The organism is Streptomyces sp. NPDC015125, assembly GCF_043080045.1.
Taxonomy (GTDB): Bacteria; Actinomycetota; Actinomycetes; order Streptomycetales; family Streptomycetaceae; genus Streptomyces.
Genome location: NZ_JBIBVF010000033.1, coordinates 22,549 through 44,582, shown reverse-complemented (window position 1 = coordinate 44,582; position 22,034 = coordinate 22,549). Strand labels below are relative to the sequence as shown.

General features: G+C 69.2%; 18 protein-coding genes and 4 pseudogenes. 12 read left to right on the top strand and 10 right to left on the bottom strand.

Annotated elements, in window-relative coordinates:
• Window positions 1–67: 67 nt before the first annotated feature.
• Complete coding sequence (locus ACF088_RS39520) at window positions 68–508, bottom strand: DUF6278 family protein (RefSeq protein WP_392380821.1); 441 nt, start codon at window positions 506–508, stop codon at window positions 68–70.
• 215 nt (window positions 509–723) lie between these two features.
• Between ACF088_RS39520 and ACF088_RS39515 the strand changes: the two genes are divergently transcribed.
• Window positions 724–2,535 (top strand): SGNH/GDSL hydrolase family protein, encoded by a 1,812-nt coding sequence (locus tag ACF088_RS39515; protein WP_392380820.1) that lies wholly within the window; start codon window positions 724–726, stop codon window positions 2,533–2,535.
• Between the two features lie 140 nt (window positions 2,536–2,675).
• Here ACF088_RS39515 and ACF088_RS39510 read toward each other — a convergent pair whose 3' ends face one another.
• The 5 genes from ACF088_RS39510 to ACF088_RS39490 form a co-directional block, all read right to left on the bottom strand.
• Window positions 2,676–3,458 (bottom strand): exodeoxyribonuclease III, encoded by a 783-nt coding sequence (locus ACF088_RS39510; protein ID WP_392380819.1) that lies wholly within the window; start codon window positions 3,456–3,458, stop codon window positions 2,676–2,678.
• A gap of 38 nt (window positions 3,459–3,496) precedes the next feature.
• Complete coding sequence (locus ACF088_RS39505; RefSeq protein WP_392380818.1) at window positions 3,497–4,141, bottom strand: MBL fold metallo-hydrolase; 645 nt, start codon at window positions 4,139–4,141, stop codon at window positions 3,497–3,499.
• 142 nt (window positions 4,142–4,283) lie between these two features.
• Window positions 4,284–5,567: a 4-carboxymuconolactone decarboxylase gene (gene pcaC / locus ACF088_RS39500; RefSeq protein WP_392380817.1), complete on the bottom strand. Its 1,284-nt coding sequence runs from the start codon at window positions 5,565–5,567 to the stop codon at window positions 4,284–4,286.
• A gap of 285 nt (window positions 5,568–5,852) precedes the next feature.
• A complete protein-coding gene (locus tag ACF088_RS39495; RefSeq protein ID WP_392380816.1) occupies window positions 5,853–6,635 on the bottom strand; it encodes a site-specific integrase in 783 nt (260 codons plus the stop codon).
• A 45-nt stretch (window positions 6,636–6,680) separates the two neighbouring features.
• Window positions 6,681–6,995: an Arm DNA-binding domain-containing protein gene (locus tag ACF088_RS39490; protein WP_392380815.1), complete on the bottom strand. Its 315-nt coding sequence runs from the start codon at window positions 6,993–6,995 to the stop codon at window positions 6,681–6,683.
• A 148-nt stretch (window positions 6,996–7,143) separates the two neighbouring features.
• On the opposite strand from ACF088_RS39490, the pseudogene ACF088_RS39485 reads away from it, so the two are divergent.
• Window positions 7,144–7,319: pseudogene (locus ACF088_RS39485) on the top strand (IS5/IS1182 family transposase); the annotation flags it as partial.
• Window positions 7,316–7,969: pseudogene (locus ACF088_RS39480) on the top strand (SDR family NAD(P)-dependent oxidoreductase); the annotation flags it as partial. The pseudogenes ACF088_RS39485 and ACF088_RS39480, both read left to right, overlap by 4 nt.
• 4 nt (window positions 7,970–7,973) lie before the next feature.
• On the opposite strand, the pseudogene ACF088_RS39475 reads toward ACF088_RS39480, so the two are convergent.
• From ACF088_RS39475 to ACF088_RS39465, 3 genes and pseudogenes are all read right to left on the bottom strand, one after another.
• Window positions 7,974–8,132 (bottom strand): annotated as a pseudogene (locus ACF088_RS39475) (IS5/IS1182 family transposase); the annotation flags it as partial.
• A gap of 11 nt (window positions 8,133–8,143) precedes the next feature.
• Window positions 8,144–8,224: pseudogene (locus ACF088_RS39470) on the bottom strand (IS5/IS1182 family transposase); the annotation flags it as partial.
• Window positions 8,225–8,521: 297 nt separating this feature from the next.
• Window positions 8,522–11,302: an AAA family ATPase gene (locus tag ACF088_RS39465; protein ID WP_392380814.1), complete on the bottom strand. Its 2,781-nt coding sequence runs from the start codon at window positions 11,300–11,302 to the stop codon at window positions 8,522–8,524.
• Between the two features lie 293 nt (window positions 11,303–11,595).
• Between ACF088_RS39465 and ACF088_RS39460 the strand changes: the two genes are divergently transcribed.
• Window positions 11,596–12,678, top strand: a complete 1,083-nt coding sequence (locus ACF088_RS39460) for a DJ-1/PfpI family protein (RefSeq protein WP_392380813.1) — start codon at window positions 11,596–11,598, stop codon at window positions 12,676–12,678.
• 63 nt (window positions 12,679–12,741) lie between these two features.
• Window positions 12,742–15,657: a BTAD domain-containing putative transcriptional regulator gene (locus ACF088_RS39455; RefSeq protein ID WP_392380812.1), complete on the top strand. Its 2,916-nt coding sequence runs from the start codon at window positions 12,742–12,744 to the stop codon at window positions 15,655–15,657.
• Between the two features lie 22 nt (window positions 15,658–15,679).
• Here the strand turns inward: ACF088_RS39455 and ACF088_RS39450 are convergent, their stop codons facing one another.
• The gene (locus ACF088_RS39450) at window positions 15,680–15,826 is read right to left on the bottom strand and encodes a hypothetical protein (RefSeq protein WP_392380811.1); all 147 of its coding nucleotides are present in this window, start codon (window positions 15,824–15,826) and stop codon (window positions 15,680–15,682) included.
• Window positions 15,827–16,246: 420 nt separating this feature from the next.
• Between ACF088_RS39450 and ACF088_RS39445 the strand changes: the two genes are divergently transcribed.
• The 7 genes from ACF088_RS39445 to ACF088_RS39415 all read left to right on the top strand — a co-directional run bounded on the left by ACF088_RS39445 (window position 16,247) and on the right by ACF088_RS39415 (window position 22,000).
• A complete protein-coding gene (locus tag ACF088_RS39445; protein ID WP_392380810.1) occupies window positions 16,247–17,029 on the top strand; it encodes a class I SAM-dependent methyltransferase in 783 nt (260 codons plus the stop codon).
• A gap of 13 nt (window positions 17,030–17,042) precedes the next feature.
• Window positions 17,043–17,756 (top strand): 7-carboxy-7-deazaguanine synthase QueE, encoded by a 714-nt coding sequence (locus tag ACF088_RS39440; RefSeq protein ID WP_392380809.1) that lies wholly within the window; start codon window positions 17,043–17,045, stop codon window positions 17,754–17,756.
• 37 nt (window positions 17,757–17,793) lie between these two features.
• Window positions 17,794–18,156 (top strand): 6-pyruvoyl tetrahydropterin synthase family protein, encoded by a 363-nt coding sequence (locus tag ACF088_RS39435; protein WP_392380808.1) that lies wholly within the window; start codon window positions 17,794–17,796, stop codon window positions 18,154–18,156.
• A 37-nt stretch (window positions 18,157–18,193) separates the two neighbouring features.
• Complete coding sequence (gene folE / locus ACF088_RS39430) at window positions 18,194–18,784, top strand: GTP cyclohydrolase I (protein WP_392380807.1); 591 nt, start codon at window positions 18,194–18,196, stop codon at window positions 18,782–18,784.
• A gap of 421 nt (window positions 18,785–19,205) precedes the next feature.
• Window positions 19,206–20,186, top strand: a complete 981-nt coding sequence (locus ACF088_RS39425) for an aspartyl/asparaginyl beta-hydroxylase domain-containing protein (protein WP_392380806.1) — start codon at window positions 19,206–19,208, stop codon at window positions 20,184–20,186.
• Window positions 20,187–20,288: 102 nt separating this feature from the next.
• A complete protein-coding gene (gene queC / locus ACF088_RS39420) occupies window positions 20,289–20,978 on the top strand; it encodes a 7-cyano-7-deazaguanine synthase QueC (protein ID WP_392380805.1) in 690 nt (229 codons plus the stop codon).
• On the top strand, window positions 20,975–22,000 hold the full coding sequence (locus ACF088_RS39415; protein WP_392380804.1) for an isopenicillin N synthase family dioxygenase: 1,026 nt from the start codon (window positions 20,975–20,977) through the stop codon (window positions 21,998–22,000). The genes queC and ACF088_RS39415 overlap by 4 nt, the downstream gene beginning before the upstream one ends.
• The last annotated feature ends 34 nt before the right edge of the window (window positions 22,001–22,034 follow it).

Below are 22,034 nucleotides of genomic sequence, written 5' to 3'. Positions count from 1 at the left end.
AATCAGGGTTACGGATGAACCTTGCGCGGGCCGGTGCGGGCCGTTGCCACGGCTTCGAGGCCGGCGGTCAGCTCTCCGAGACCTCGGCGTAGACCTGCGACAACTCCGGCGCGCCGATATCGGCCCACTCATGTCCCATGGCCACCACGTCGATCTCCCGTCCGGACTCCAGCCGGACCACCGGCTGCCCGTCCGGCCAGACGTGCCACACGGCGCCGGGTACCGTGCGGACCACTACCGTGCCGAGGTAGAGACCGGCGTCGTTGCCGAGCCAGGGCAGCACCTCGGGGTCGTCCCGCCAGACGGGCTGCAGCTGGTCCAGCGCCTCCAACGACCTTGCGGAGTCGTCCAGTTCCACACCCTCCGTGGCGGCCTGGGCCCGCAGCAGCTCGCACTCGGACAGCAGCTCGACGACGCTGCCGGGATCGGCCCGCACCGACTCCGCGAGCGGCACGGACCGGTGTGCATGCTGCCGCTTGCGCCACCTGTCCAGGAAAGACATGTTCATGGTCTGCAGGGTCCCACCCGCCCTGTGGTCGCGGCCACAGGCGCGCGGCACACACGTACCCCGTTCGTCACCTTGACGCTTCGCCTGCACCTCCCTACCTTCATGGCGCTCGGATCGGATCCGACCGGCCCCCGGGAGTCCCCCGCCCCTCGCGGGGCCGGCCTGGAACGCAGCTCATACCTGCTCGCCCGCGCCCACCGGAGGGATACGGACCGATGCGTGTACGACGATGGGGCACCGCCCTGATCCTGCTGCTCACCGCGACCGCAGTGCCGGCCACCGGCACCGGCACCGCGACGGCCGTCGCGGCGCACGGGCCGCCCGGCCCGCTGCCCCTGGCCAGGCTCTTCGACAATCGGGCGGTCAGTGACAACTCCCGGCCCGCCGCGGCCGATTTCGACGGGGCGGGCCGTTCGCTGTCCGCTCAGGACCTGGCGGCGGCCGGCTGGTCGCCCGGGAGCGTCCTGACGCTCGACGGGGCCCGGCTCACGCTGCCGCGCACCGCGCCCGGGATGCCGGACAACGTCATCGCCAACGGCCGGCCGGTGGCGGTACGCGGCCGGGGCGAGGCGCTGACGTTCCTGGTGGCCGGGACGGGCGGGACGGCCGTGGGCACCGGGACCGTGCGCTACCGGGACGGGTCGCACAGCACCTATGAACTCACCGCGCCCGACTGGCGGTCGGGGCCGCCGGCCGGCAAGGCGGTGACGCTGCCGCACCTCAATGCTCCGGGTGGGCAGCTGCCCGGGGCGGTGCGGCTGTATGCGGTGACCGTGGCGCTGCGAGCGGGGCGGGAGGTGAGCTCGGTGGTGCTGCCGAAGGCAGCCGGGCCGTCCGGTGCGCTGCATGTGTTCGCGATGTCCGTACGGGACACCGGGCGTGACAGGACCGGGAGTTGGGCGGCGAGCACGGCGGGCTACCGGGCGGTCGGGCCCTGGACCGACCGTACGCTGCGGCTGGTGGTGCACGGTGGCGCGGGCGGGCCGCGGGCGCGCATACGCATCGCCAACACCTTCGCCGCCGCGCCGGTGGACATCGGGGCGGCCAGCATCGCCGTGCGGGGCGCGGGGGCGGCGGCGGAGCGCCCGCCGGTGCCGCTGGCCTTCGGCAAGGGGCACACCCGCGTCCGCATACCGGCCGGGGCCGAGGCGTTCAGCGATCCCGTCGACTTCACCGTCCCGGCCGGCACCGATCTGCTGGTGAGCCTCCATCTGCCGGGGACGGTGACGGCGGCGCCGGTACACCAGGAGGCGGCCCAGTTGTCGTATCTGAGCGCCGCGGGCAGCGGGGACCGCACCGCGGACACCGGGGGTGCGGCCTACCCCGGGACGATGGCCTTCTGGCCGTTCCTGACGGGCGTCGATGTCGCGGGCGGGCCCGGCTCGGTCGTGGCCCTGGGCGATTCGATCACCGACGGGGTGAAGTCGACGAGCGGCACCAACCGGCGCTGGCCCGATGTGCTGGCCCGCCGTTTCCAGGCGCAGCACGCGCTGCCCCGTTACGGCGTGCTCAACCAGGGCATCTCGGCGAACCGCATCGTCACCGACCGCTATCCGGGCGAGGGGGTCAGCACGGACACCGGCGGGGTGAGCGCCCGGCACCGGCTGGAGCGCGATGTGCTGGCGCAGCCCTCGGCGCGGACGGTGGTGGTGTTCGAGGGCATCAACGATCTGCGCTGGGGGACCTCGGCCGACGAGGTCATCGCCGGTCTGCGGGCCCTCGCGGAGCGGGCGCACGAGCGGGGGCTGCGGGTGGTGGTGGCGACCATCGCGCCCTGTGAGGGCTACCCCGACTGCACCCCTGGGGTGGAGGCCCGCCGCCAGGCCGTCAACGCCTTCGTACGCGACCACGGCGGCACCGCCTTCGAGGCGACGCTGGACTTCGACGCCGTACTCCGCGATCCGCAGCGGCCCGCACGGCTGCTGCCCGCCTACGACAGCGGCGACCACCTCCACCCCGGCGACGCGGGCCTTGCGGCGCTCGGCGACGCGGTGGACCTCCGGGCACTGGTGCCGGGGCGGAGCTGATGCCGTACCGGGCCGGTCCCGCGGGCCCGTTCCCCCGGGCCGGCGGGCGGCGGGCGGCAGTCGGCAGTCGGAGGGCGGCGGGCGGCGGGCGGCAGTCGGAGGGCGGCAGGCCCCACGGATTCGCCCTGGTGGGTCTTGTCTTACTGGACGTCGAGGTCCACCACGACCGGGGCGTGGTCCGAGGCGCCCTTGCCCTTGCGCTCCTCGCGGTCCACATAGGCGTCCGAGACGGCCTCGGCGAACGGCCCGTTGCCGTAGACGAGGTCGATGCGCATCCCGCGGTTCTTGGGGAAGGCGAGCTGGCGGTAGTCCCAGTAGGTGTAGGGCCGGTCGTACTTGAGGGGACGCGGCACGACGTCCGACAGGCCCGTCTCGCGCAGGGCGGTCAGGGCGGCGCGCTCGGCGGGCGTGACATGGGTGGCGCCCTCGAAGACGGCCGGGTCCCAGACGTCCTCGTCGGTCGGTGCGACGTTGTAGTCGCCGAGGACCGCGAACGGGCGGAAGCCCGCCGCGTCCTCGGCGACCGCCGTCTTCAGCGCCTCGAACCAGCCGAGCTTGTAGGTGTAGTGCGCATGACCGACCTCGCGGCCGTTGGGGACGTACACCGACCACACCCGGGCCGGGCCGCAGGTCGCCGAGACGGCCCGCGGCTCCTGCACCCCGTCGTACTCCGGGCCGCCGGGCAGGCCCTTGACCACGTCGTCGAGCCCCACCTTGGACAGCAGGGCCACGCCGTTCCACCTGCCGTCGGCGTTGACCGCGGCCTCATAGCCGAGCTCGCGCAGCGCGTCGTACGGGAACTGTTCGGCGGTGCACTTGGTCTCCTGGATGCACAGCACGTCCGTGCCGGTGCTCTCCAGCCAGGCCAGCAGCCTCGGGAGGCGGGCGGTGATCGAATTGACGTTCCAGGTCGCGATGCGCATGCCGGTAAACCTACCGCGCGGCACTGACAGTCAGGCCCTCAGCCGAGAGCGGTCCGGTGGCCCGGGGCGAGACGGCCGTGATCGGTCCCGCCGCCCAGCTTGTCGATCAGGGAGTCGTAGATCGGGCGGGCGTGGTCCTGGAGCAGGCTGTCGTGGATGTCGATGGCGCGTTGCGGCGCGACCTCGCGTACATAGTCGATGATCTCGGCGACCTTGTTCCAGGGGGCGTGGACGGGCAGCAGCAGGGTGTCGACCGTACGGCCCTCCGGAACGGTCAGGGCATCGCCCGGGTGGAAGACCGTGCCGCCGTCGATGAGGTAGCCGACGTTGGTGACGCGCGGGATGTCGGGGTGGATGACGGCGTGCAACTGGCCGTGCACCTCCACCTCGAAGCCGGCGGCGCTGAAGGTGTCCCCGTCGCCGACCGTGTGCACCCGGCCGGGGAACGCTCCGGCGAGCTGGTCGGCGACGCTGGCCAGCGTCCAGATCTCGGCCGCCGGGTTGTCCTCCATGCCCGCCCGCAGCCGGTCCTCGTGGAAGTGGTCCATGTGCTCATGGGTGACCAGGATCGCGTCCGCGCCGACGGCCGCGTCCTCCTCGCTGAAGACACCGGGGTCGATGACGAGCGTCCGCCCGTCCTTCTCCAGCCGGACACAGGCGTGGGTCTTCTTGGTGAGTTCCATGGGGCCATTTTGCCGTGGCGGGCCGCGGTGCGTGCGCTCCCGCCCCTCGGCTATGGGCACATCCCTCGCGAGCGCGTCACTCTCGGGCACGTCCGTCCCGGGCACGCCCCACCCGGGCACCTCCCACCCGGCCTGTGGGCCCTCAGCCCTCCGGCGTCGTCTCCTCCCGGATCACCCGCTGGGCGACCGCGAAGGCGGAGTTGGCTGCCGGGACACCGCAGTAGACGGCGGTGTGCAGCAGCACTTCCTTGATCTCCGTGGGGGTGAGGCCGTTGCGCAGGGCCGCGCGGGTGTGCAGCGCCAGCTCGTCGTGGTGGCCGCGGGCGACCAGCGCGGTGAGCGTGATGACACTGCGGGTACAGCGGTCCAGGCCCGGCCGGGTCCAGGTCTCGCCCCAGGCGTAGCGGGTGATGAAGTCGTGGAAGTCGCCGGTGAAATCGTCGGCGGCGGCCTCGACCCGGTCGACATGGGCGTCGCCGAGGACCTCACGGCGGACCTTGATGCCTGCTTCGTATGTGGCACCGCGGGCCTGTTCCGGCTGGGCGAGGCCGGACTCTATGGCGGCGGGCGGCGCCATCGGGGGCGGCGGGGGCGCGATCTGCGGCTTGGGGGCCGCGGCGCCGATGGCGGTCTGGCCGCCGGGGCCGGGCTTGTCGTGCCAGGCCGTGGAGAAGTGCCGGATGAGGAGTTCGGTGACGGCCGAGGGCTGCTCGACGGGCGCGAGGTGAGAGGTGCCGGGCACCAGCGCCAGACTCGCGTCGGGTATTCCGGCGACGAGGGTGCGGGCGTCGGTGGTCGGGGTGACCTGGTCCTCGGAGCCGACGACGGCGAGGGTGGGGACACCGATCCGGCCGAGGGAGGACCGAACGTCGAAGGACGCCAGCGCCTCGCAGGCGGCGATGTAGCAACCGGGGTCGGTGGTCCGCACCATCTGGACGGCCCATTCGACGATCGCGGGCTGGGCGCCGGCGAAGTCCTGGGTGAACCAGTGCTCGGGCGCGGTGCGGGCGATCGGTTCCAGCCCGTTCGTGCGGATGACCACGCCGCGCTGGCGCCAGGCGTCGGCGGTGCCGTACCGCGGCGAGGTGGACACCAGGGCGAGCGAGGTGACCTGATGCGGGCGGGTGAGCGCCAGCTGGATGCCGATGGCGCCGCCGATGTTGCAGCCGGCATAGCCGAAGCGGTCCACGCCCAGGGCATCGAGGGTGGCGACCAGCCGGTCGGCCAGCTCGGCGATGGAGGCCGCCGCGTGGGCGGGCGAGCCGCCGTGTCCGGGCAGGTCGAAACGGATGACGCGCCAGTGACGGGTCAGCTCGGGGATTTGCCGATCCCACATGTGCCATGTGGTACCCAGCGCCGCGCCCAGTACGAGTACGGGGGCGTCGTCGGGACCATCAATCCGGTGCTGCAGGGTCTTCTCACTCACCCGGCCACGCTACCGACTCTCTGACAAGATCCTGACACCTGGGTCAGGAAGAGCCGCCGGATTGCGACCGCCGGGCGCGCCCGAGGCAGGGTTTGCGCAGGTCAGGGCCTCGCTGTGGAGATGGTGTGGACGACCGGGTAGCCCGGCTCGTCGTAGCTCACCATGATCCGCCGGTACGGACGCGGGTGCCTTGCTCGTGACCAGGACCGGGGCGTCTACCGGCCCATCAAAGCGGCCTTGCAGGGTGTGTCGATATCTCACTCACCCACTTCACGCTCTCAGATCTCACAATTTCTCACGTGCCGGGTTCGGAACCCCGTGCAAGCCATCCCATGCTGTGGCGGCTTCGCGAAGATCTTCCACGTCCGGCTTGACGTACCACCGCTTGGTGGTCTTCGCGTTCGTGTGTCCAGCCCACCGCGCAAGGATGTGGTCCGGCACGCCCTTGTTCGCCAGGTACGTGAAGCACGACGCACGAGCGTCGTATACCCGAACGCGACGGAGACCAAGGAGATCCATGAGCCGGTACGCGCGTCGACGGAGCTGCTTGATCGTGAACGCCACGCCCGTCTCGTGCACCAGGACGTAGCCGGAGGCTACGTAAGCCTCCCCCAGAGCCAGCTTCTCCTTGGCCTGGAGAGCCTTGAACGACGTGAGGGCAGCCAGCACCGGGGCGGGCAACGGGAGTGCCCGTTCGCCGGCCATCGATTTGGTGTCCTTCTCCACCACGTACCGATTTCCCATCATCGTGCGCGTGTTGGCGATGGTGATACTGGCGGCGTCCAGGTCGACATCTGTCCACCGAAGTCCGCAGACCTCAGCCGGGCGTAGGCCCATGAGAGACGTTAGAAGCGGAGCGTAGAGCCGCTCTTCCAAGATCCCATGAACGAACGTCTGCACCTCCTGAACGTTCCAGGGCATCACCTCCTGCTTGTTCTTACGCTCTTCCTTGCGTGCCTTACGCGGAATGCTCACGTGCTCGGCCGCGTTCACGGACACCAGCCGACGCGTCACTGCCCGACCAAGAGCCTCCTTCAGCCGGGCGAGGCTCATGTCCACGCTGGTCACGCCGAGCGGGGTGCCAGCCTTACCTCCACGTAGGCGCCCATGTTTCTAAGCCCAGTTCATCCACTCTTCCATATCCTCTTCCCGGAGTTCCTGAAGGCGGATATGGCCCAACTTTCCCCGTGTGCGGTCGAGGGTGATCCGGTAGTTGTAGATAGTGGTTTCTTCCAGGTCTTCAGCCCGCATGGCTAGCCACTCGTCAAGCCACTCATTTACGGTGATCTCATTAGGCGGTACGAACGTCCCTTCGTGGCGACGGCTAGTGATGCGTGCGTACTCAGCCCTCGCTTCCTTCATCGTGTCGAACGTACGCGTTAGCTGCTTGCGCTTCCCGGTGGCGGGATCGATCCCTACATCGACCACGAACCGGTACCGGACCTGCCCCTTGGCGTTGGGCGGGAGCTTCTTTATCGGAACGGACAGGATTACTCACTCTCCTTCAGCGCCTACAGACGCCACGTTGGCTAAGGACTGTCCCGTAACTGCTGGTCACAGGTGAGATGATCTTGCGGTGGCTGATGTGATCACGGCGTCGGAGCCTTCCTGGATAGCCCCGTTCACCGGGCTGAGCCCACGTTCCTTCGGCAAGCTCGTGACCGCGCTGCGCCGCGAGGGTGCAGATCCAGTCCGCAAGGTCGCCCGTGGAGCCTCCCGCTGGAGGACCGGGTTCTGCTGGTCGCGGCCTTCTCGCCGCCGAGGGCCTCACCGTGTACGTGGGCTCACGAGACCCCGGGCGCGGGCAGCGGGCCGTCGAGGAGAGCGGCGCCGGGGCCCGCCTGCTGGTCCTCGACGTGACAGATCCCGGTGGCATCGCCCAGGCCGCGGCTCAGGTGGACCGTCTGGACGTGCTGGTCAACAACGCCGGCATCGCACCGTCACTCGCCCCGCCGGCCGACACCGGCGTCGAGGAGTACCGGCGCACGTACGAGACCAACGTGTTCGGGGTGGTGGCGGTGACCCATGCCTTCCTGCCCACCCTGCGCCGGTCCCCGCGCCCGCGCATCGTCAACATCTCCAGTGGCACCGCGTCGCTGACCTGGAGCACCACCCCCAACCCCCAGTTCACTCCGGGAAGCGGCGGGGCCGCCGCCTACCGGTCGTCCAAGGCCGCCCTCAACGCCCTCACCGTCCTCTACGCCCAGACGCTGGCCGAGGACGGCTTCAAGGTCAACGCGCTCGCCCCCGGCCTGCGGGCCACCGGTCTCAACCCCCGGGCCGCCGCTGCCGGAGGCGACCCGGCCGAGGCCGCGCAGGGCGCCCTCCGCCTGGCCCTGCTGCCGGATGACGGCCCCACCGGTGGCTTCTTCTCCTGGGACGGAACGCCCGTGCCCTGGTGATCAGTCATGGGCGGCGTCGGGGACGGGTGTCCCAGCGGTGGGTGGTCCAGGCTCGGCGGATCAGACGACGGATCGTGACGTTCGTGTCGGCGAGATCGAAGAAGGCGTCGGGGACGGTCGCGCGGCGTTCGTAGCAGCGAGCGAGGCGCTGGAAGCCGGAGCGCTTCATACCCTCAGCTTGGCGACGATGCCCAGGTGGATCCACTCGTCGCGACGGCTGCGGATGGTCGTGGCGGAGCAGGTCGAGTCCGCAATCCCCTGCGTCCGCCCGGGCGGACGCACGGGCCGGTGTCGCCGCCTTGGCCCGCCGCGCAGAAACCTGCGCTCGAAGGGCCACCGAGCCCTCGCCGTCCTGTGCCGGGAGGGACTTACTTGGAGGTCGGATGGTGGTGGGGTGAGGCACCGTGTGAATTGCGGAGAGTAACTCCCGTGTCGGGTTGCCTGGAGCGCAACAGTGTCTCCAGGCAACCGACTTGAGGCTCTGGAAAAAGCCAGTTTTCTTTGGGCTGCAGGAACAGAGAATGGTCTTCCTCTGTTGGTGTCGTACTCGCCCTACGTGTCCCGGCCGCTGACCAGGGATCCGCACGCCGCGCCGCCCCCGGTCAGGGCCGTGCTCAGGGCGCTACGCCGTTGGATGCCCAACTTGCGGTAGCTGTGCGTCAGATGGGTCTCCACGGTACGGCGGGCCAGATGCAGCAGGTCCGCGATCTCCGTGTTGGTGCGTCCCTCCGCGGCCAGTTCGGCGATACGGCGCTCGCTGTCGGTGAGAGAGGCGGCACCGCTCCGCGTCGCCGGGCGGCGCGCGCCGCCCGCCCGCAGCGCCTCCTCTGCCAGGTCCCGCAGCCGTATCGCGCCCAGGCGTTCGGCGAGCCCGGCCGCCTCCCGCAGGATGCCGCGGGCGTGGGACGACTCGCCCGACGCGGTCAACTGACGGCCCAGGGCCAGCAGCGCCGCCACGAGCTCCGGTCCTGCCGGGCCGCCACGCAGCAGCCGTACCGACTTTTGAGTCAGGTCCAGACCCCGGCGCCCGCCGGTCGCGGTGCCGAGGACACGCAGTGCCCGGCCCACCGTGCGGGGCGTGTTCCACACCAGGGCCAGGCGCAGCTCCTCCTCGGCCAGGGCGAGCGCCTCCCGTGGGAGGCCCAGGGCCAGCTGGCACTCGGCGGCGGCCGTGCGCCACGGGGTGACGACCGGGCTGAACACCTCCCGGGCCGACTGGCGGCGCCCGCACTCCAGGAAGTCGTGCAGGGCTCCCGCCAGGTCACCGTTCGCGGCGCGCAGCTCCCCGCGCGCGTACAGGAACCGGTTCAGCTCCCAGGACTCCGGCGCCGTCCGCAAGTCGAAAGCCTCGGCCAGGCGTGCGGCCTCGGCGGCGCGGCCCGTCTGCACGAGTGCCGTCAGCGCGTGGGCATGGGCGTTGGTCGGGCTCGCGGCGGCGGGCGGCGGGTCGGCCAGGAGGCGCGTGTAGTCGGCCCGTGCCGCGACGATGTCCATACGGGTGTTGAGCAGCGCCTCGTGCATGGGGTGCAGGACATCGGGGCGCTGCCCGGCCAGACCGCGCTCCACCAGCCGTTTGGCCTCGTCGAGTTCGTCGGCCCACTGAGCGACCGCGGCGGCCGTGCCCAGCAGGTACGGCTCGGACAGCGGGTCGGCCGGTTCCGCCAGCAGACCGCGCAGGCGCAGCATCGCCTCCCTCGCCGAGCTCAGACCTGCCGTGACCGCGTATTTCACCAGGAACGCGTGACCGGCCGTGCTGATCGACTCCGGCGAGCGCTCGGCCACCTCGGCCAGCCGCTTGTACGCCTCCTGCCGCACCAGCTGGTCCTTGTCGGACAGTTGCAAAAACGCCTGCCGCAGGATGCGCACCAGGTCGGGACGGTAGGCGAGTGCGTCGTACAGCGAGCGCAGCACCTCGACCCCCGCGCGGGTCCTGCCACGGCCGGTCAGCGCCGTCCCCAGGGCGACCGCGGCGCGCACCCGTTCCCGCGGCGGCCCCGGCAACCGCAGCGCCTCGGTGAGCCTGAGGATCGCGGCCGAGGGGCCGGGCACCGCGTACTCCAGTGAGCCCAGTTCGGTCAGCAGGCGTTGTCTGCACTCATCGGAGAGGGGTCCGTCCAGAGCGCGGCGCAGGAAAGCCACCGCGTCCTCGATGTGCCCCTCACGCAACGCCAGTGAAGCGGCGTCCTGAAGCACCGGCAGTGCCCAGGGCGCGTCCACCACGTCGGTGAGCAGCAGTTGACGGGCGACAAGCTCGCTGGAGACACCGTGGTACAGCATCGCCTCGGCGGTCGTCCGGTGCGCGGCCCGCCGCCGGGACGCGGGCACGCCGGTGAGCACCGCGTCCCGCAGCAGCGGATGGGCGTAGCGGGCGCGGCCCATGCCGTCGGGGCGCAGCAGTCCGAGGCCGGTCATCGCGGTGATCCAGCCCGCGACCCGGGCCGGGTCGGCGCCGGAGAGTTCGGCGAGGAGTGAGGGGATGTGGAGGGCGGGGAACCCCGCGCTGGGGGCGGGTCCGTCGTCCCAGCCCTCGTCCAGGATCGCCAGCGTCCGCGCCACCTCCGCGGTACCCGGCCCGGCGCAGTCCAGCCACCACTGCACGGCCGCCGGAAAAGCTCCCGGGTACAGCGCGGCCGAGGTGTGCGGCACGACCGGGTGGCTGCCGTCGGAGAGGTCGTCCAGCAGGGCGCGCAGCAGCAGGGGGTTGCCCGCGCCGGCCCGTACGCAGTCCTCGATCCAGGAGTCGTCGGCGTCCGGTAAGGCCGAACGGATCACTTTCCCCGCCGTGTTGTCGGACAACGAGGCCAGAGTGTGGGTGGTGACCAGGGCGGGGGAGAGGCTGTGGGTGAGGCCCTGTGCGGGCGGGTCGACGTCGTACTGGCTGCGCTCGGTGGCCGCCAGGACGATCGGCAGCCGGTCCATGAGCCGGGCGGTCTCCACCAGCCAGCGGTGGGACGCCGGGTCAGCCAGGTGCACATCGTCCACGGTGATCAGCAGCGGCGACTGCTCGGCGTACGAGCGCAGCACCCGTCGCAGCCCGGCGCCGGTCGCCCGTTCATCGCCGTCCCATGCCGGATCGGCGAACTCGGGTACGAGGCAGAAAAGTTGACGGACTGCGGCGAAGGGGATCGCGGAGTCGCCGGCGGAGCAGCGAGCGCGCAGCACCTGCATACCGTGGGCGGCGGCGTCCTCGGCGGCGGCCTCCAGGACCGTGGTGCGGCCCGTGCCGGTGGCACCGCGCAGCAGGACCAGACGACCGGTGCCCGCATGAGCGCGCTCGGTCGCGGTGGCCAGCAGCCGCGCTGCTTCCCGTGGTGCACATGCCGGTCGGGACATCCCTGCCTCCTTCTGTGGACGTGAGCGTCCTCACTCACAAGGACGGAGTGCGCCGGACTTCGGTGGCGTGACCCACCCCGTGAGAAGAAGCACCATGATCGCGCACTTGTGCGACGGAACCGGAATGTCGCTTCCGCCGTCACGTTCCCACTGTCGTGGTTCCGGCCGGCCGATCTCGTGGTCCGTGTCGTGGTGCTCCACGATTGCGCTGGTCACGAGCGTCACATGAGGGTGAAGAGACTCCGCCCGCCTCTGATCCCACAGAGGTGGCGGGGTCTCGGACAGGGGAAAGGGTGCTCAACTCAATCCGGATGACACACGCCGTTACGGCAGACGGCACCGCCGTGCCGCCGACTCGGATTCCCGTGGCGGGGCACGCCAGCGTGGTGAAACGGCGTCAGCCGACGTCCTGGTTAAGTCTGTCGTACCTCGTGACGGCGTGGATTGAGCGCCGCCAGGACGAACGCCGATTCATCTCTGTGGTGTTGGCCAGTCTGATTCCCGGAGAGGTGCTTCCCGCCACCGAACTGCTTGGTCCTCTCGGCGCCGCTCTCCACGACAAGCCCCTCCCCGCCTGCCCCCAAGTGCCGCACCCGTCCCGCCGCCTGCAGCTGTACCCACCGGAAGCGAAACCTGGCACCAAGCCTGTGGCGGAGATCGTCATGTTTGTGTCCTGGCTGCCAGATGGCACGGCGGGCCATGTTGAAAAGGTGACACAACGGCGCGTCGTCTTCCTTGTCTTTCCGCGGTTTCAGGTGCTGGACCTGACGGGACCGCATGAGGTGTTCGCGCAGACGGCGCGGTGGGTGCCCGAGAGCGAGGGCTATGCCGTTGAGATCGTCGCGGGCCGGGCCGGAGCGGTGCGGGCCTGTCACGGGATCGACGTTGTGGCCGGCAGCGGTGTCCAGCAGTGTGAGGGACCGCTGGACACGCTGGTGGTCGTCGGTGGACCGGGCGAGGGAGAGGCGGTGGACGATGAAGAGCTTGTCGGCTGGCTCAGGGCGGCAGCCGGCCGGGCCCGGCGGGTCGCCGCCGTGTGTACGGGCGCGTTCCTGCTCGCGCGGGCCGGGCTGCTCGACGGACGGCGCGCGGTGACGCACTGGGCGGCCTGCGAGCGGCTGGCCCACGAGCACCCGGACGTCACGGTCACCCCGGACCAGATCTTCGTACACGACGGGTCGGTGTGGACCTCCGCCGGAATCACGGCGGGGATGGACCTGGCGCTCGCCATGGTCGAGGAGGACCACGGGCCCGAGGTCTCCCGGGCCGTCGCGCGGATGCTGGTGATGTTCGTCCAGCGACGGTCGGCGACAGCCGAGCTCTTGGAGGTGCTTGGCGACGCAGCCAACGGTTACGACTTAGCGAGGTCGGTATGAGTTCCCTCCCACTTCGCAAGCCGGACCACATCGCCTGGCTGATACCACAGAAGCAGGTCATGCATGGCAGTCTCGTCAGGTTACGACGGTAGCGGCGTAGCAGCAGCACCTTTCCGGGTGCTCGGGCCGCTTGAGGTGAGCGGCGAGCTGGGGGCCGTATCCGTGGCACCGGGGCGACAGGAGATCGTCCTCGGGGCGCTGGTGCTCGAACTGAACCGGGTGGTGGAGACGACCCGTCTGGTGGATGTCATCTGGGCTCACCATCCGCCGAAGACGGCACGCGCCCAAGTGCAGATCTGCATCTCCCGGCTCCGCAAGGCACTTTCGGGCGGGGGAGTTGACGCCACCATCGAGACCCGCGCTCGCGGGTACATCCTGAGGGCGCCGGAGGATGCGACCGACGTCGGCACCTTCCGTCGTCTGGTAACAGAGGCGCATGCGCTGGCCCGTGACGGTCTGAAGATGCCTGCGGTGGACACGCTTCGCTCGGCGATAGGCCTGTGGCGGGGGCGGTGCCTGGCCGGTGTACCCAGCGAAGTCCTGGCCGGTACGGCAGCGCAGTGGGACGAGAGCCGCCTGGAAGCGGTGGAGACCTGCATGCGGCTGTTGCTGGAGCTGGGCCGTCACGAGCATCTGGTCGGCGAACTGATGCAGCTTGTCGCCGGCCATCCGCTGCGTGAGCGGCTGCGGGGGCACCTCATGGTGGCGTTGTACCGTTCGGGCCGGCAGGCGGAGGCGCTGGATGTCTACCACCAGGGCCGCGCGATGCTCACCGAAGAACTGGGCCTGGACCCGGGAAGGGAACTACGCGACCTGGCGCAAGCAATCCTGACCGACGACGCCGACCTGGCACTGGCCGAACCGGACGAACCACGTTCTCTCGTGGCGACGCCGCTCTCTGAGGTGGTGCAAGAGCGTGGTGCCGATCCCGACCCGGTCGTCACCCCAAGGCAACTTCCCGCCGACATCGGCGACCTCGTAGCCGACGGCACGATCGTTTCAGCGGTCTGCGACGCCGTCACCCAGGAACAGGAAAAGGGGCAACTGAACGTGGTCCTGGTGCTTGGCCGGCCTGGTGTCGGCAAAAGCACGTTGGCCAGGCACGTGGCGCACCGACTCGCAACCGAGTACTTCCCGGACGGACAGCTCTACTGCGACCTCCGGGGGCCGGGCGGACAACCGGTGGGCCCCGCCCAGGCGTTGGGGCGGTTCCTCCGAGCGCTGGGCATACCGGGCCAGGCCATACCCGATGCGCTTGATGAGCGCGCGGAGATGTACCGCAGTCTGCTGGCCGGTCGCCGGATCCTGGTGTTGCTGGACGACGCGGTGAGCGAGTCGCAGGTGATGCCCCTGCTGCCCGGAACCGGCAGCAGCGGCGTGCTGGTCACCAGCCGCGGCCAGCTCACGGCGTTGCCGGGCGCCCGCCGGTTCGACTTGGAGCCGCTGAGCCCGGAACAGGCCCTCCAGCTCCTGGGGCGGATCATTGGCGAGCACCGTGTGGAGAGCGAGCGGGAGGCAGCGCGGGTCCTCATACGCTTGGTGAGCGGGCTGCCCCTCGCGCTGCGTATCATCGGCGCGCGCCTGGCCGCGCGCCCGCACTGGTCACTGACCTCCATGTGCCACCGGCTTGAGAACGAGCACCGCCGGTTGGACGAGCTGGCATACGGCGAGCTGTCGATCCGGGCAAGTCTTTCGCTCAGCTACGACGGCCTGGCGGCGGCCGACCGTCGCCTGTTGTGCCTGCTCAGCCTGGCCGAGGGGACGGTGATTCCGAGCTGGCTGGGTGCCGCCCTTCTCGACGACCGCACGCCGCAACCCGCTGACCTGCTGGAACCGCTCATCGACAGGCGGCTCCTCGACATCACCGCCATGGACCAGGGCGGGGAGTTCCGATGCGGACTGTCGCAGATCGTGCGGATGTTCGCGCACGAACGGCTGCCCGCGGAGATTCCCGAGGCAGAACGTGTCGGAGCGGTGCGGCGTATGGTCGGTGGCTGGCTGGCGCTCGCGGAGAGGGCGCACAAAGAGATCTACGGCGGTGCGTACACCATCGTGGCGGGCCGGGGCGAGCGCTGGCATCCGCCGGAGGACCATGTCCAGCGGTGCCTCCGCGACCCGCTTGGGTGGCTGGAGAGCGAGCAGACCAACCTGTTGAACGCGGTCGAGTTGGCGGCCCGGTCCGGGCTGGATGAGTTGTGCTGGGAGCTGGCCACGACTCTGGTGACGCTCTTCGAGGCCCGTGGCTATCCCGAGCTCTGGGAGCGCACACATCAGGTAGCGCTGACCGCGGTACAGGAGGCCGGCAACGAACGGGGCCAGGCGGCGGTACTCGGCTCGTTGGGGACCCTGCACCTGTACCGGGGCGAGCATGAGGCAGCAGGCCCTTACCTCAGCACCGCTTTAAAGATCTTCGAGCGGGTTGGGGAGCCGAGTGGCCAAGCGCTGTGCCTGCGTGACCTGGCGCGCATCGAGCAGCACCATGGTGACGACGATCGGGCGCTGGCCCTCTACGAGAGCGCCGAGCGCAACTTCGTGCGGGCGCAGGACGTGATTGGCCGGGCGTACGTGCTTGGCGAGATGGCACACATCACGATGCGGCGGGCGGACTTCGCGCGAACCCGTTCGTATCTCGACGAGGCTCTCGGGATCTGCCGGTCAGCCGGCTTCGACCGCGGCCAAGCCCTCGCACTGCGGCGGCTGGGCCAAATGCTGATGCACCAGCAGCGGTACGAGGCGGCGGAACGGACCCTGCTTGAGGTCCTCGCCATGGTCGGGGCGAGCGGCGACCTGGTCGGAGAGGGGTATGTGCTGCACGACCTCGGCCGGGTCAACGCCCACCTGCGTCGCGTGGAACAGGCCGTCCAGTACTACTCGCGATCGGCCAGGATCCGGGAGCGGATCCTGGACCACAGCGGGGCCGCTGCCGTACGGGCCGACATCGTTGCCATCCTAGGCAGGTCGATGATGCCGGTCGGCTGATACCAGGAGGCATGCTGGTCCGTCACGTCCACGGCGTGTTGCCGGCGGGTGTTTCGCCGGCCGCCAACACGGCGACCGGGCCCTGCTCCACGCCGTGCTGATTTCCTGCAGCGCGCAGGACCAGCACGACGACGGCCCCCGCGGCAGCCGGCGACTTCTTGATGGCCATCTCAGTTCTCCTCCCTTCGCAACCCGTTTCGCAATCCGTCCGGGCGTTGCTGAAACCAGCGTGCATCAGGTACCCATCGCGGCCGCATGCTCGCGCTATCACCGCCTTATCCCGGCCCCGTCCCGCCGTGGGTGCGTCGTGATGCCGGGCCGATAGGGCGACACCGGAGATTGGGTACTGCCGACCTCGGCGCCCCTTCAGGGGACGGCCCTCAAGGAGTAGTCCAATGACCGTAGTGACCCGGAACGCGGTGACGCCCGCCGCGTTCGGCGTCCCGGAAACCGCATTGCAGCGCAGCACAAAGTCCCCCGCGACAGCAGCGGTAGACCTTGTCAGGGAGTGCCCACGGAAGAGGAAGGAACCGGTGCGTGCGCACCAGGGGCTCTCCTTGACCGTGGCTCAGGGGAAGGTGCACGGCCGATGACGATGGACGCGGAGTTCTACTCCCGGGTGGCCGAGCGGTTCGGCGGCTACTTCAGCGATGCGCGGAGCACCGACGTATTCCCCGACGGCCGCCCGGACACTGTCTTCGATGAACTGGCGACTGCACTGGGAGCGCCGCACGCCCGACTGCTGGATGTCGGCTGCGCCGACGGGCGCAGTTTGTTGCGCATCTCTCGTGCGTACGGCGCCGTAACCGGGATAGATCTGTCGCCGTCGATGCTGGAATGCGCCGAGCGGTATCGAGCGGAGGCAGTGCTGTCGCACGTCACGTTCGAGCTGCGCGACGCCGCCCACACAGAGCTGCCCGATGGGTACGCCGATGTGGTCACTTCCCGCCGCGGTCCGCTGATCACCCGTGAGTTCGAGCGGGTGCTGCGCCCCGGTGGGGTCGTGATGTACATGGGAATCGGGGAGCAGGACGCCCGCGAGCTGAAGGAAACGTTCGGTCGCGGCCAGGACTTCGGCAGCTGGAACGGCAGGCCCTTGTCGGACGGGATTGCTCAAGAACTGTCCGATGCGGGTTTCGTTGTGACAAGAAACCAGGGGTTCCGGTTCGAGGAGTTCTACCACTCGGCGGGCGATCTGGACACCTTTCTGCACCAAGTGCCGATCGTCGACAACTACGATCCGGCGGCGGACAAGGAGGCATTCGATCGATATGTCGCCGCGGTGTCCGTCGATCAGGGCGTCCGGCTCAGTCGGCATTGGTTCATCGTGCAGGCGCAGAAGCCGGCGGCCGTCGAGCCGTCCCACTCATAGGAATCGGTGCGCCATGGAGCAGGATCTCGTAGTTAACGAAATCTTCGGTCCGACCGTCCAGGGCGAAGGTCGGTCCCTGGGACGCAGGTGCGCGTTCCTGCGACTCGGCGGGTGCAACCTGTCGTGCTCGTGGTGCGATACGCCATACACGTGGGACTGGACCGGAGCAGGTGAGAGCGGGGTCGCCCACGATCCGCGTAAGGAGCTGCACCGCCGCCCGGTCGAAGATGTCGTCGCAGAATTGCTCGGATTCGACACCGAGCTGATCGTGATCTCCGGCGGTGAGCCCCTGGGGCAGCAAGAGCGACTGATTCCTCTAGTGGCAGCACTGACCGGACGCGGTAAAGAGATCGAGATCGAGACCAACGGGACGCACGCCGCGCACCCCGAACTCATCGCCGCCGGCGTCAGGTTCAACGTCTCGCCGAAGCTGTCGCACTCGGGCGACCCCCTGCAGCGCAGGATCGTCCCTGCCGCACTCACCAGTCTTTCGGCACTGCCGGGAAGCACGTTCAAGTTCGTCTGCCAGAACACCCGCGATCTCGACGAAGTGGCCCAGCTGGTTGCCACCTTCGACCTGTCCTCGGTATGGATCATGCCGATCGGGCGTACCGCCGACGATGTCACAAAGCATATGAGCGAGTTGGCCGACGCGGTGGTAAAGCGCGGCTGGAACCTGACGACCAGACTGCACACCTTGGTGTGGGACGACAAACGCGGCGTGTGAGCAACGGCACGCGCAAAGGAGAAGGGAATTCGGATCGATGGCATTTCGAATCACGAAGAAATTTGAATTCTCGGCCAGTCATCGGCTTGCCGGCCTTGCTCCTGAGCACCAGTGTGCCCGAATGCACGGGCACAACTATGTGATCGAGTTGGAGCTTGGAGCAGATGATACGGATCTGTTGCCCGTGGGCTTCGTTCGAGACTACGGGGAATTGTCCGCATTCAAGGTCTGGCTGGACAGTCATCTTGATCATCGGCATCTGAACGATGTGATGGACGAAAATCCGACGGCTGAGAATATGGCGGCCTGGGTCTACAAGACATGGTCGATGAAGTTTCCCGAGTTGACCTGCGTGCGTATCTCAGAAACTCCCAAGACTTGGGCCGAGTACCGGCCGTGAGGTCAGTAACTCCGCAGCCCAGACGAAAGGCGACCGCATGTCGGTGACGAAATTGGACCTCGATGGTGACCCGTCAGCGTCGAGGGCGACCGAGGACCCACTGGTCGAGATCGCCCGCCAACTGTTGGTGGAGATCGGCGAGGACCCGAATCGCGACGGACTGCTCGACACACCTGCGCGGTTCGCTCGCTGGTGGCGAGAGTTCATCAACTACGACCCGGGTTCGCTGGGCACGCTTTTCGAATCCATCGGCACGAGCCAGCTCGTAGTCGTCTCAGACATTCAGGTCTGGTCGCTGTGCGAGCACCACCTCCTGCCGTTCAACTGCTCCGTGACGATCGCGTACCGCCCGACGGGGCAACTGCTCGGCCTGTCGAAGTTTGCCAGGGTCGCCCACCAGTACGCGCACAAGCTGCAGGTCCAGGAGCGCCTCGTGGACCAGATCGCGCTCGAGATCAGCACCCTGAGCGGCACCCCGGACGTCGCGGTCATAGCGAAGGGCGAGCACCTTTGCATGTCGATGCGCGGCATCAAGGCTGCCGCGCAGATGACATCGACCGCATATCGCGGGGAGTTCAGCACGGACTCCGGGCTCCGGGGCGAGCTGTTCGACTTGCTCCGGGTGTGACGAGCCATCCGACCCCGAAAGTGAAAGCAGTGAGCGATCGAGGTGGTGCGGCGACGGGATCGCACGGCTCGGGAGCGCTGCAGGGCTAACGCGAACTCATGGCCCTGCCTGGTGCCCCGGGGACCGTCGCGGTCTCACCGGGCCGCTGGTCGCGACACTGCTCGCACCGGGTGTCTTGGAGGTCGCGCTGCCCATCCAAGCGCAGACGCAGAAAAGCTGCTTGGAGCGGCTTCTATCTGGCAGCACTGTCGGCCACCAGTATCGCCAGTATCGCCGGAGCGACGGGCTTCGGAGCTCTGCCGCCGGCGTTCCGCAGGCGGGTCACGACGCCGTGGCCGCATCCGGGGCGGAGAGCAGCGAACAGAAGCCGTTCTCTTCGGCACACATGCGAATCCGGTCCGGTCGGCATGAAAGGACAACGATGAACGCAAATGATTCCTCGACGCCTGCGGAAGCGGCTCGGCTGCTCCCCGTGCTGGACGCCGACCGGCTGCTGGCCGACCTCATGACCGCGCGCGACCATCTGTGGGATGAGCAGAGCTCGCACGAGAACGGGCGAGTGTCCAGGTGGGCCGAACAGGACTGGCGCTGCCTCCCGGTGCGCAGCCCCGCTGGTGACAAGACACGTACCGACCCAGGGGGCCCTGGCAGTGCGGAGTTCGCCGACACCGAGTGGCTGGACCATATGCCGTACGTGCGGGAGGTCCTGCGCTCGATTCCCGGACCCCTCTACGCAGTCCGATTCCTGGATCTTGGACCCGGCGTCGTCGGATACCGCCATTGCGATCCCAAGTTCTCCCCGGACTGGGGTATGGCCCGGCTGCACATCCCGGTCATCACCCACGAGGAAGCCTCGCTGGATCTTGACGGAGGGATTTATCGCTGGCAGCCCGGTGAGTTCTGGTTCGGCGACTTCAGCCGCAAGCACCAGATCCAGAACCTCGGTCCCGAGCATCGGGTGCATCTCGTCGTGGACGTGCTCGTCACACCGGAGCTCGCACAGTTGTTCCCGGCTGACTGGGCCGACTACTTCAACGGCCCGGATGTGCTCTACAACCGTCCGGCCGTGGCCACGACCGACCGAGAGCGGGAAGCTGCGCGGTGTTCGTTCGACGCGCCGGCGCACCTGCTGGAGATAGAGGAGTTCGGGTCGCTCACCGGCCCGCAGCCGCAGGTCATCTTCGGCATCGTCGACACCGGCACGGGCCTTGCCATTCGGTCTCCCCAGGACCACCTCTTCCCGCTGGTGGCCCTCGGCGGACACGAGTACCGCTTGGTCGGGTGGAGCGAGGAGCGAACCGTCACCACGAGGCTGGACGGTCCGCGGCCCGAAGTCGAACTGACCTACCGCAAGGGCCACCGATCGACCCGGCTGCTCGTCCCGGCCACGCCGGCGGCGTGACGGACGCCCGCACGTCCGCCGCTGTTTCGGTGCACAGCACACCGCTGCCCTGATCCTTACGCACTGATCCTCCATCCATTTCCGTCTGCCGGAAGGCGACGCATGCCGAAAACTGTCGCAATCGTGTCCGGCGGCCTGGACTCGGTCACCATGGCCTACCACCTCCAGGCGCAAGGACACACACTCCACCTGCTGTCCGTGAACTACGGCCAGCGTCATCTCGTCGAGCACGAGTTCGCCGCGAAGGCGGCTCGATCGCTCGGGGTGCCGCACAACGTCGTCGATCTCAGCCCCGTCGGCAAGCTCCTGAGCGGCTCCTCGCTCACCGACCCGACCGTCGACGTGCCGGATCACAAGAGTGGGTCGTCCGGCGGGAGCCCGAACGTCGTACCCAACCGCAATGCCCTTCTGCTGTCCGTCGCCTTCGCGGTCGCCGTCGCCGAGAAGGCGGAAGCGGTGGCCGTCGGGGTGGTCGACGACCTGCAGGCCGCGCCCGACAGCAATGCCGAGTTCATCGATTCCTTCCTCGCCATGGAGCGGATCGCGACCCGCGGATATGCGCACCCTGACCTGACCCTGACAGCGCCGCTGGTCAGGCTGCGCAAGAGCGACGTGGTGTCGCTCGGTGAGGAACTCGGCGTCCCCTGGACCGATACCTGGAGCTGCTTTCGCGGCGACGCGCTGCAGTGCGGACGGTGCGCCGCCTGCCGGGAGCGGCAGGAAGCGTTCCGGGACGCCGGCGTGTCCGACCCGACGACCTACCAGACCAGCGATTCGAAGGAGCTGCCATGACCGACACCTTCCCCGTGCTCGACATTCGTGATGCCGCCGGTTCGGAAGAGGACCGGGCAGCGTTCCTGACCCGGTTGCGCAGGGCCGTGCACGAGATCGGCTTCTTCCAGCTCGTCGGCCACGGCATCGAGGACGCCGACGAGATGCTCGACCTCACCCGCCGGTTCTTCGCCCTGCCCGAGGCCGACCGGCTCGCGCTGAACATCCTCGACTCGCCGCTGTTCCGCGGCTACTCCGAACTCGGCCGCGAACACACCAAGGGCATCCCCGACCAGCGCCGGCAGCTGGACATCGGGCCGGAGCAGCCCGCGAGGACGTCCGCGCCCGGCGATCCCGCCTACCGGTGCCTGATCGGCCCGAACGAGTGGCCCGAGGCGATGCCCGAGCTGCGCCCGGCCATCGAGTCATGGATCGCCCGGCTGACCGATCTATCACGTCAACTGCTGCGGCTGATGCTCGAGTCGCTCGATGCCCCCGCCGGGTTCCTGGACGATGTGGTCGATCCGGATCCGCAGATCCACCTCAAACTCCTGCACTACCCCGGTCCCGCGCAGGCGAGCGAGGACGCGGGCGAGGGCCAGGGGACCGGCATTCACAACGACCTCGGGCTGCTCACCCTGCTCGTCCAGGACGACAACGGCGGCCTCCAGGTCGCGGTCGAGGAGGGCAAGTTCGCCGATGTGCCGGTGATCCCGGGGGCGTTCGTGGTCAACCTGGGAGAGCTGCTGGAGGTGGCGACGAGGGGCTACGTGCGTGCCACCCTCCACCGGGTGGTCCGGCCCGCCCCGGGCGTCAACCGCTACTCCATTCCCTTCTTCTACAACCCTCGGCTGGACGCCACGATGCAGCCCCTGCCCAGCCCATATGTCGAGGGCGCCGGCGGAGTCATCGACGTCGCCGGCAACCCGTTGTTCGCCCTCTACGGCGACAACGTCATGAAGGGGCTGATCCGCTCCTTCCCCGACATCGTTGCCCGCCACCACCCGACCCTGGCCGCGGGAGCCGGGCCCAGGAGTTCCTGACACCGGGCGGTCGGGCACATCCTCACCGCCCGGC

Excerpts from the sequence above, each read along its gene's own strand:
- queC (WP_392380805.1), top strand. The coding sequence starts at position 20,289 with ATGCCGAAAACTGTCGCAATCGTGTCCGGCGGCCTGGACTCGGTCACC.
- ACF088_RS39415 (WP_392380804.1), top strand. The coding sequence starts at position 20,975 with ATGACCGACACCTTCCCCGTGCTCGACATTCGTGATGCCGCCGGTTCG.
- ACF088_RS39440 (WP_392380809.1), top strand. The coding sequence starts at position 17,043 with ATGGAGCAGGATCTCGTAGTTAACGAAATCTTCGGTCCGACCGTCCAG.
- ACF088_RS39450 (WP_392380811.1), bottom strand. The coding sequence starts at position 15,826 with ATGGCCATCAAGAAGTCGCCGGCTGCCGCGGGGGCCGTCGTCGTGCTG.
- ACF088_RS39465 (WP_392380814.1), bottom strand. The coding sequence starts at position 11,302 with ATGTCCCGACCGGCATGTGCACCACGGGAAGCAGCGCGGCTGCTGGCC.
- ACF088_RS39505 (WP_392380818.1), bottom strand. The coding sequence starts at position 4,141 with ATGGAACTCACCAAGAAGACCCACGCCTGTGTCCGGCTGGAGAAGGAC.
- ACF088_RS39520 (WP_392380821.1), bottom strand. The coding sequence starts at position 508 with ATGAACATGTCTTTCCTGGACAGGTGGCGCAAGCGGCAGCATGCACAC.
- ACF088_RS39515 (WP_392380820.1), top strand. The coding sequence starts at position 724 with ATGCGTGTACGACGATGGGGCACCGCCCTGATCCTGCTGCTCACCGCG.
- ACF088_RS39435 (WP_392380808.1), top strand. The coding sequence starts at position 17,794 with ATGGCATTTCGAATCACGAAGAAATTTGAATTCTCGGCCAGTCATCGG.
- ACF088_RS39455 (WP_392380812.1), top strand. The coding sequence starts at position 12,742 with ATGGCAGTCTCGTCAGGTTACGACGGTAGCGGCGTAGCAGCAGCACCT.
- ACF088_RS39510 (WP_392380819.1), bottom strand. The coding sequence starts at position 3,458 with ATGCGCATCGCGACCTGGAACGTCAATTCGATCACCGCCCGCCTCCCG.
- ACF088_RS39425 (WP_392380806.1), top strand. The coding sequence starts at position 19,206 with ATGAACGCAAATGATTCCTCGACGCCTGCGGAAGCGGCTCGGCTGCTC.
- folE (WP_392380807.1), top strand. The coding sequence starts at position 18,194 with ATGTCGGTGACGAAATTGGACCTCGATGGTGACCCGTCAGCGTCGAGG.
- ACF088_RS39445 (WP_392380810.1), top strand. The coding sequence starts at position 16,247 with ATGACGATGGACGCGGAGTTCTACTCCCGGGTGGCCGAGCGGTTCGGC.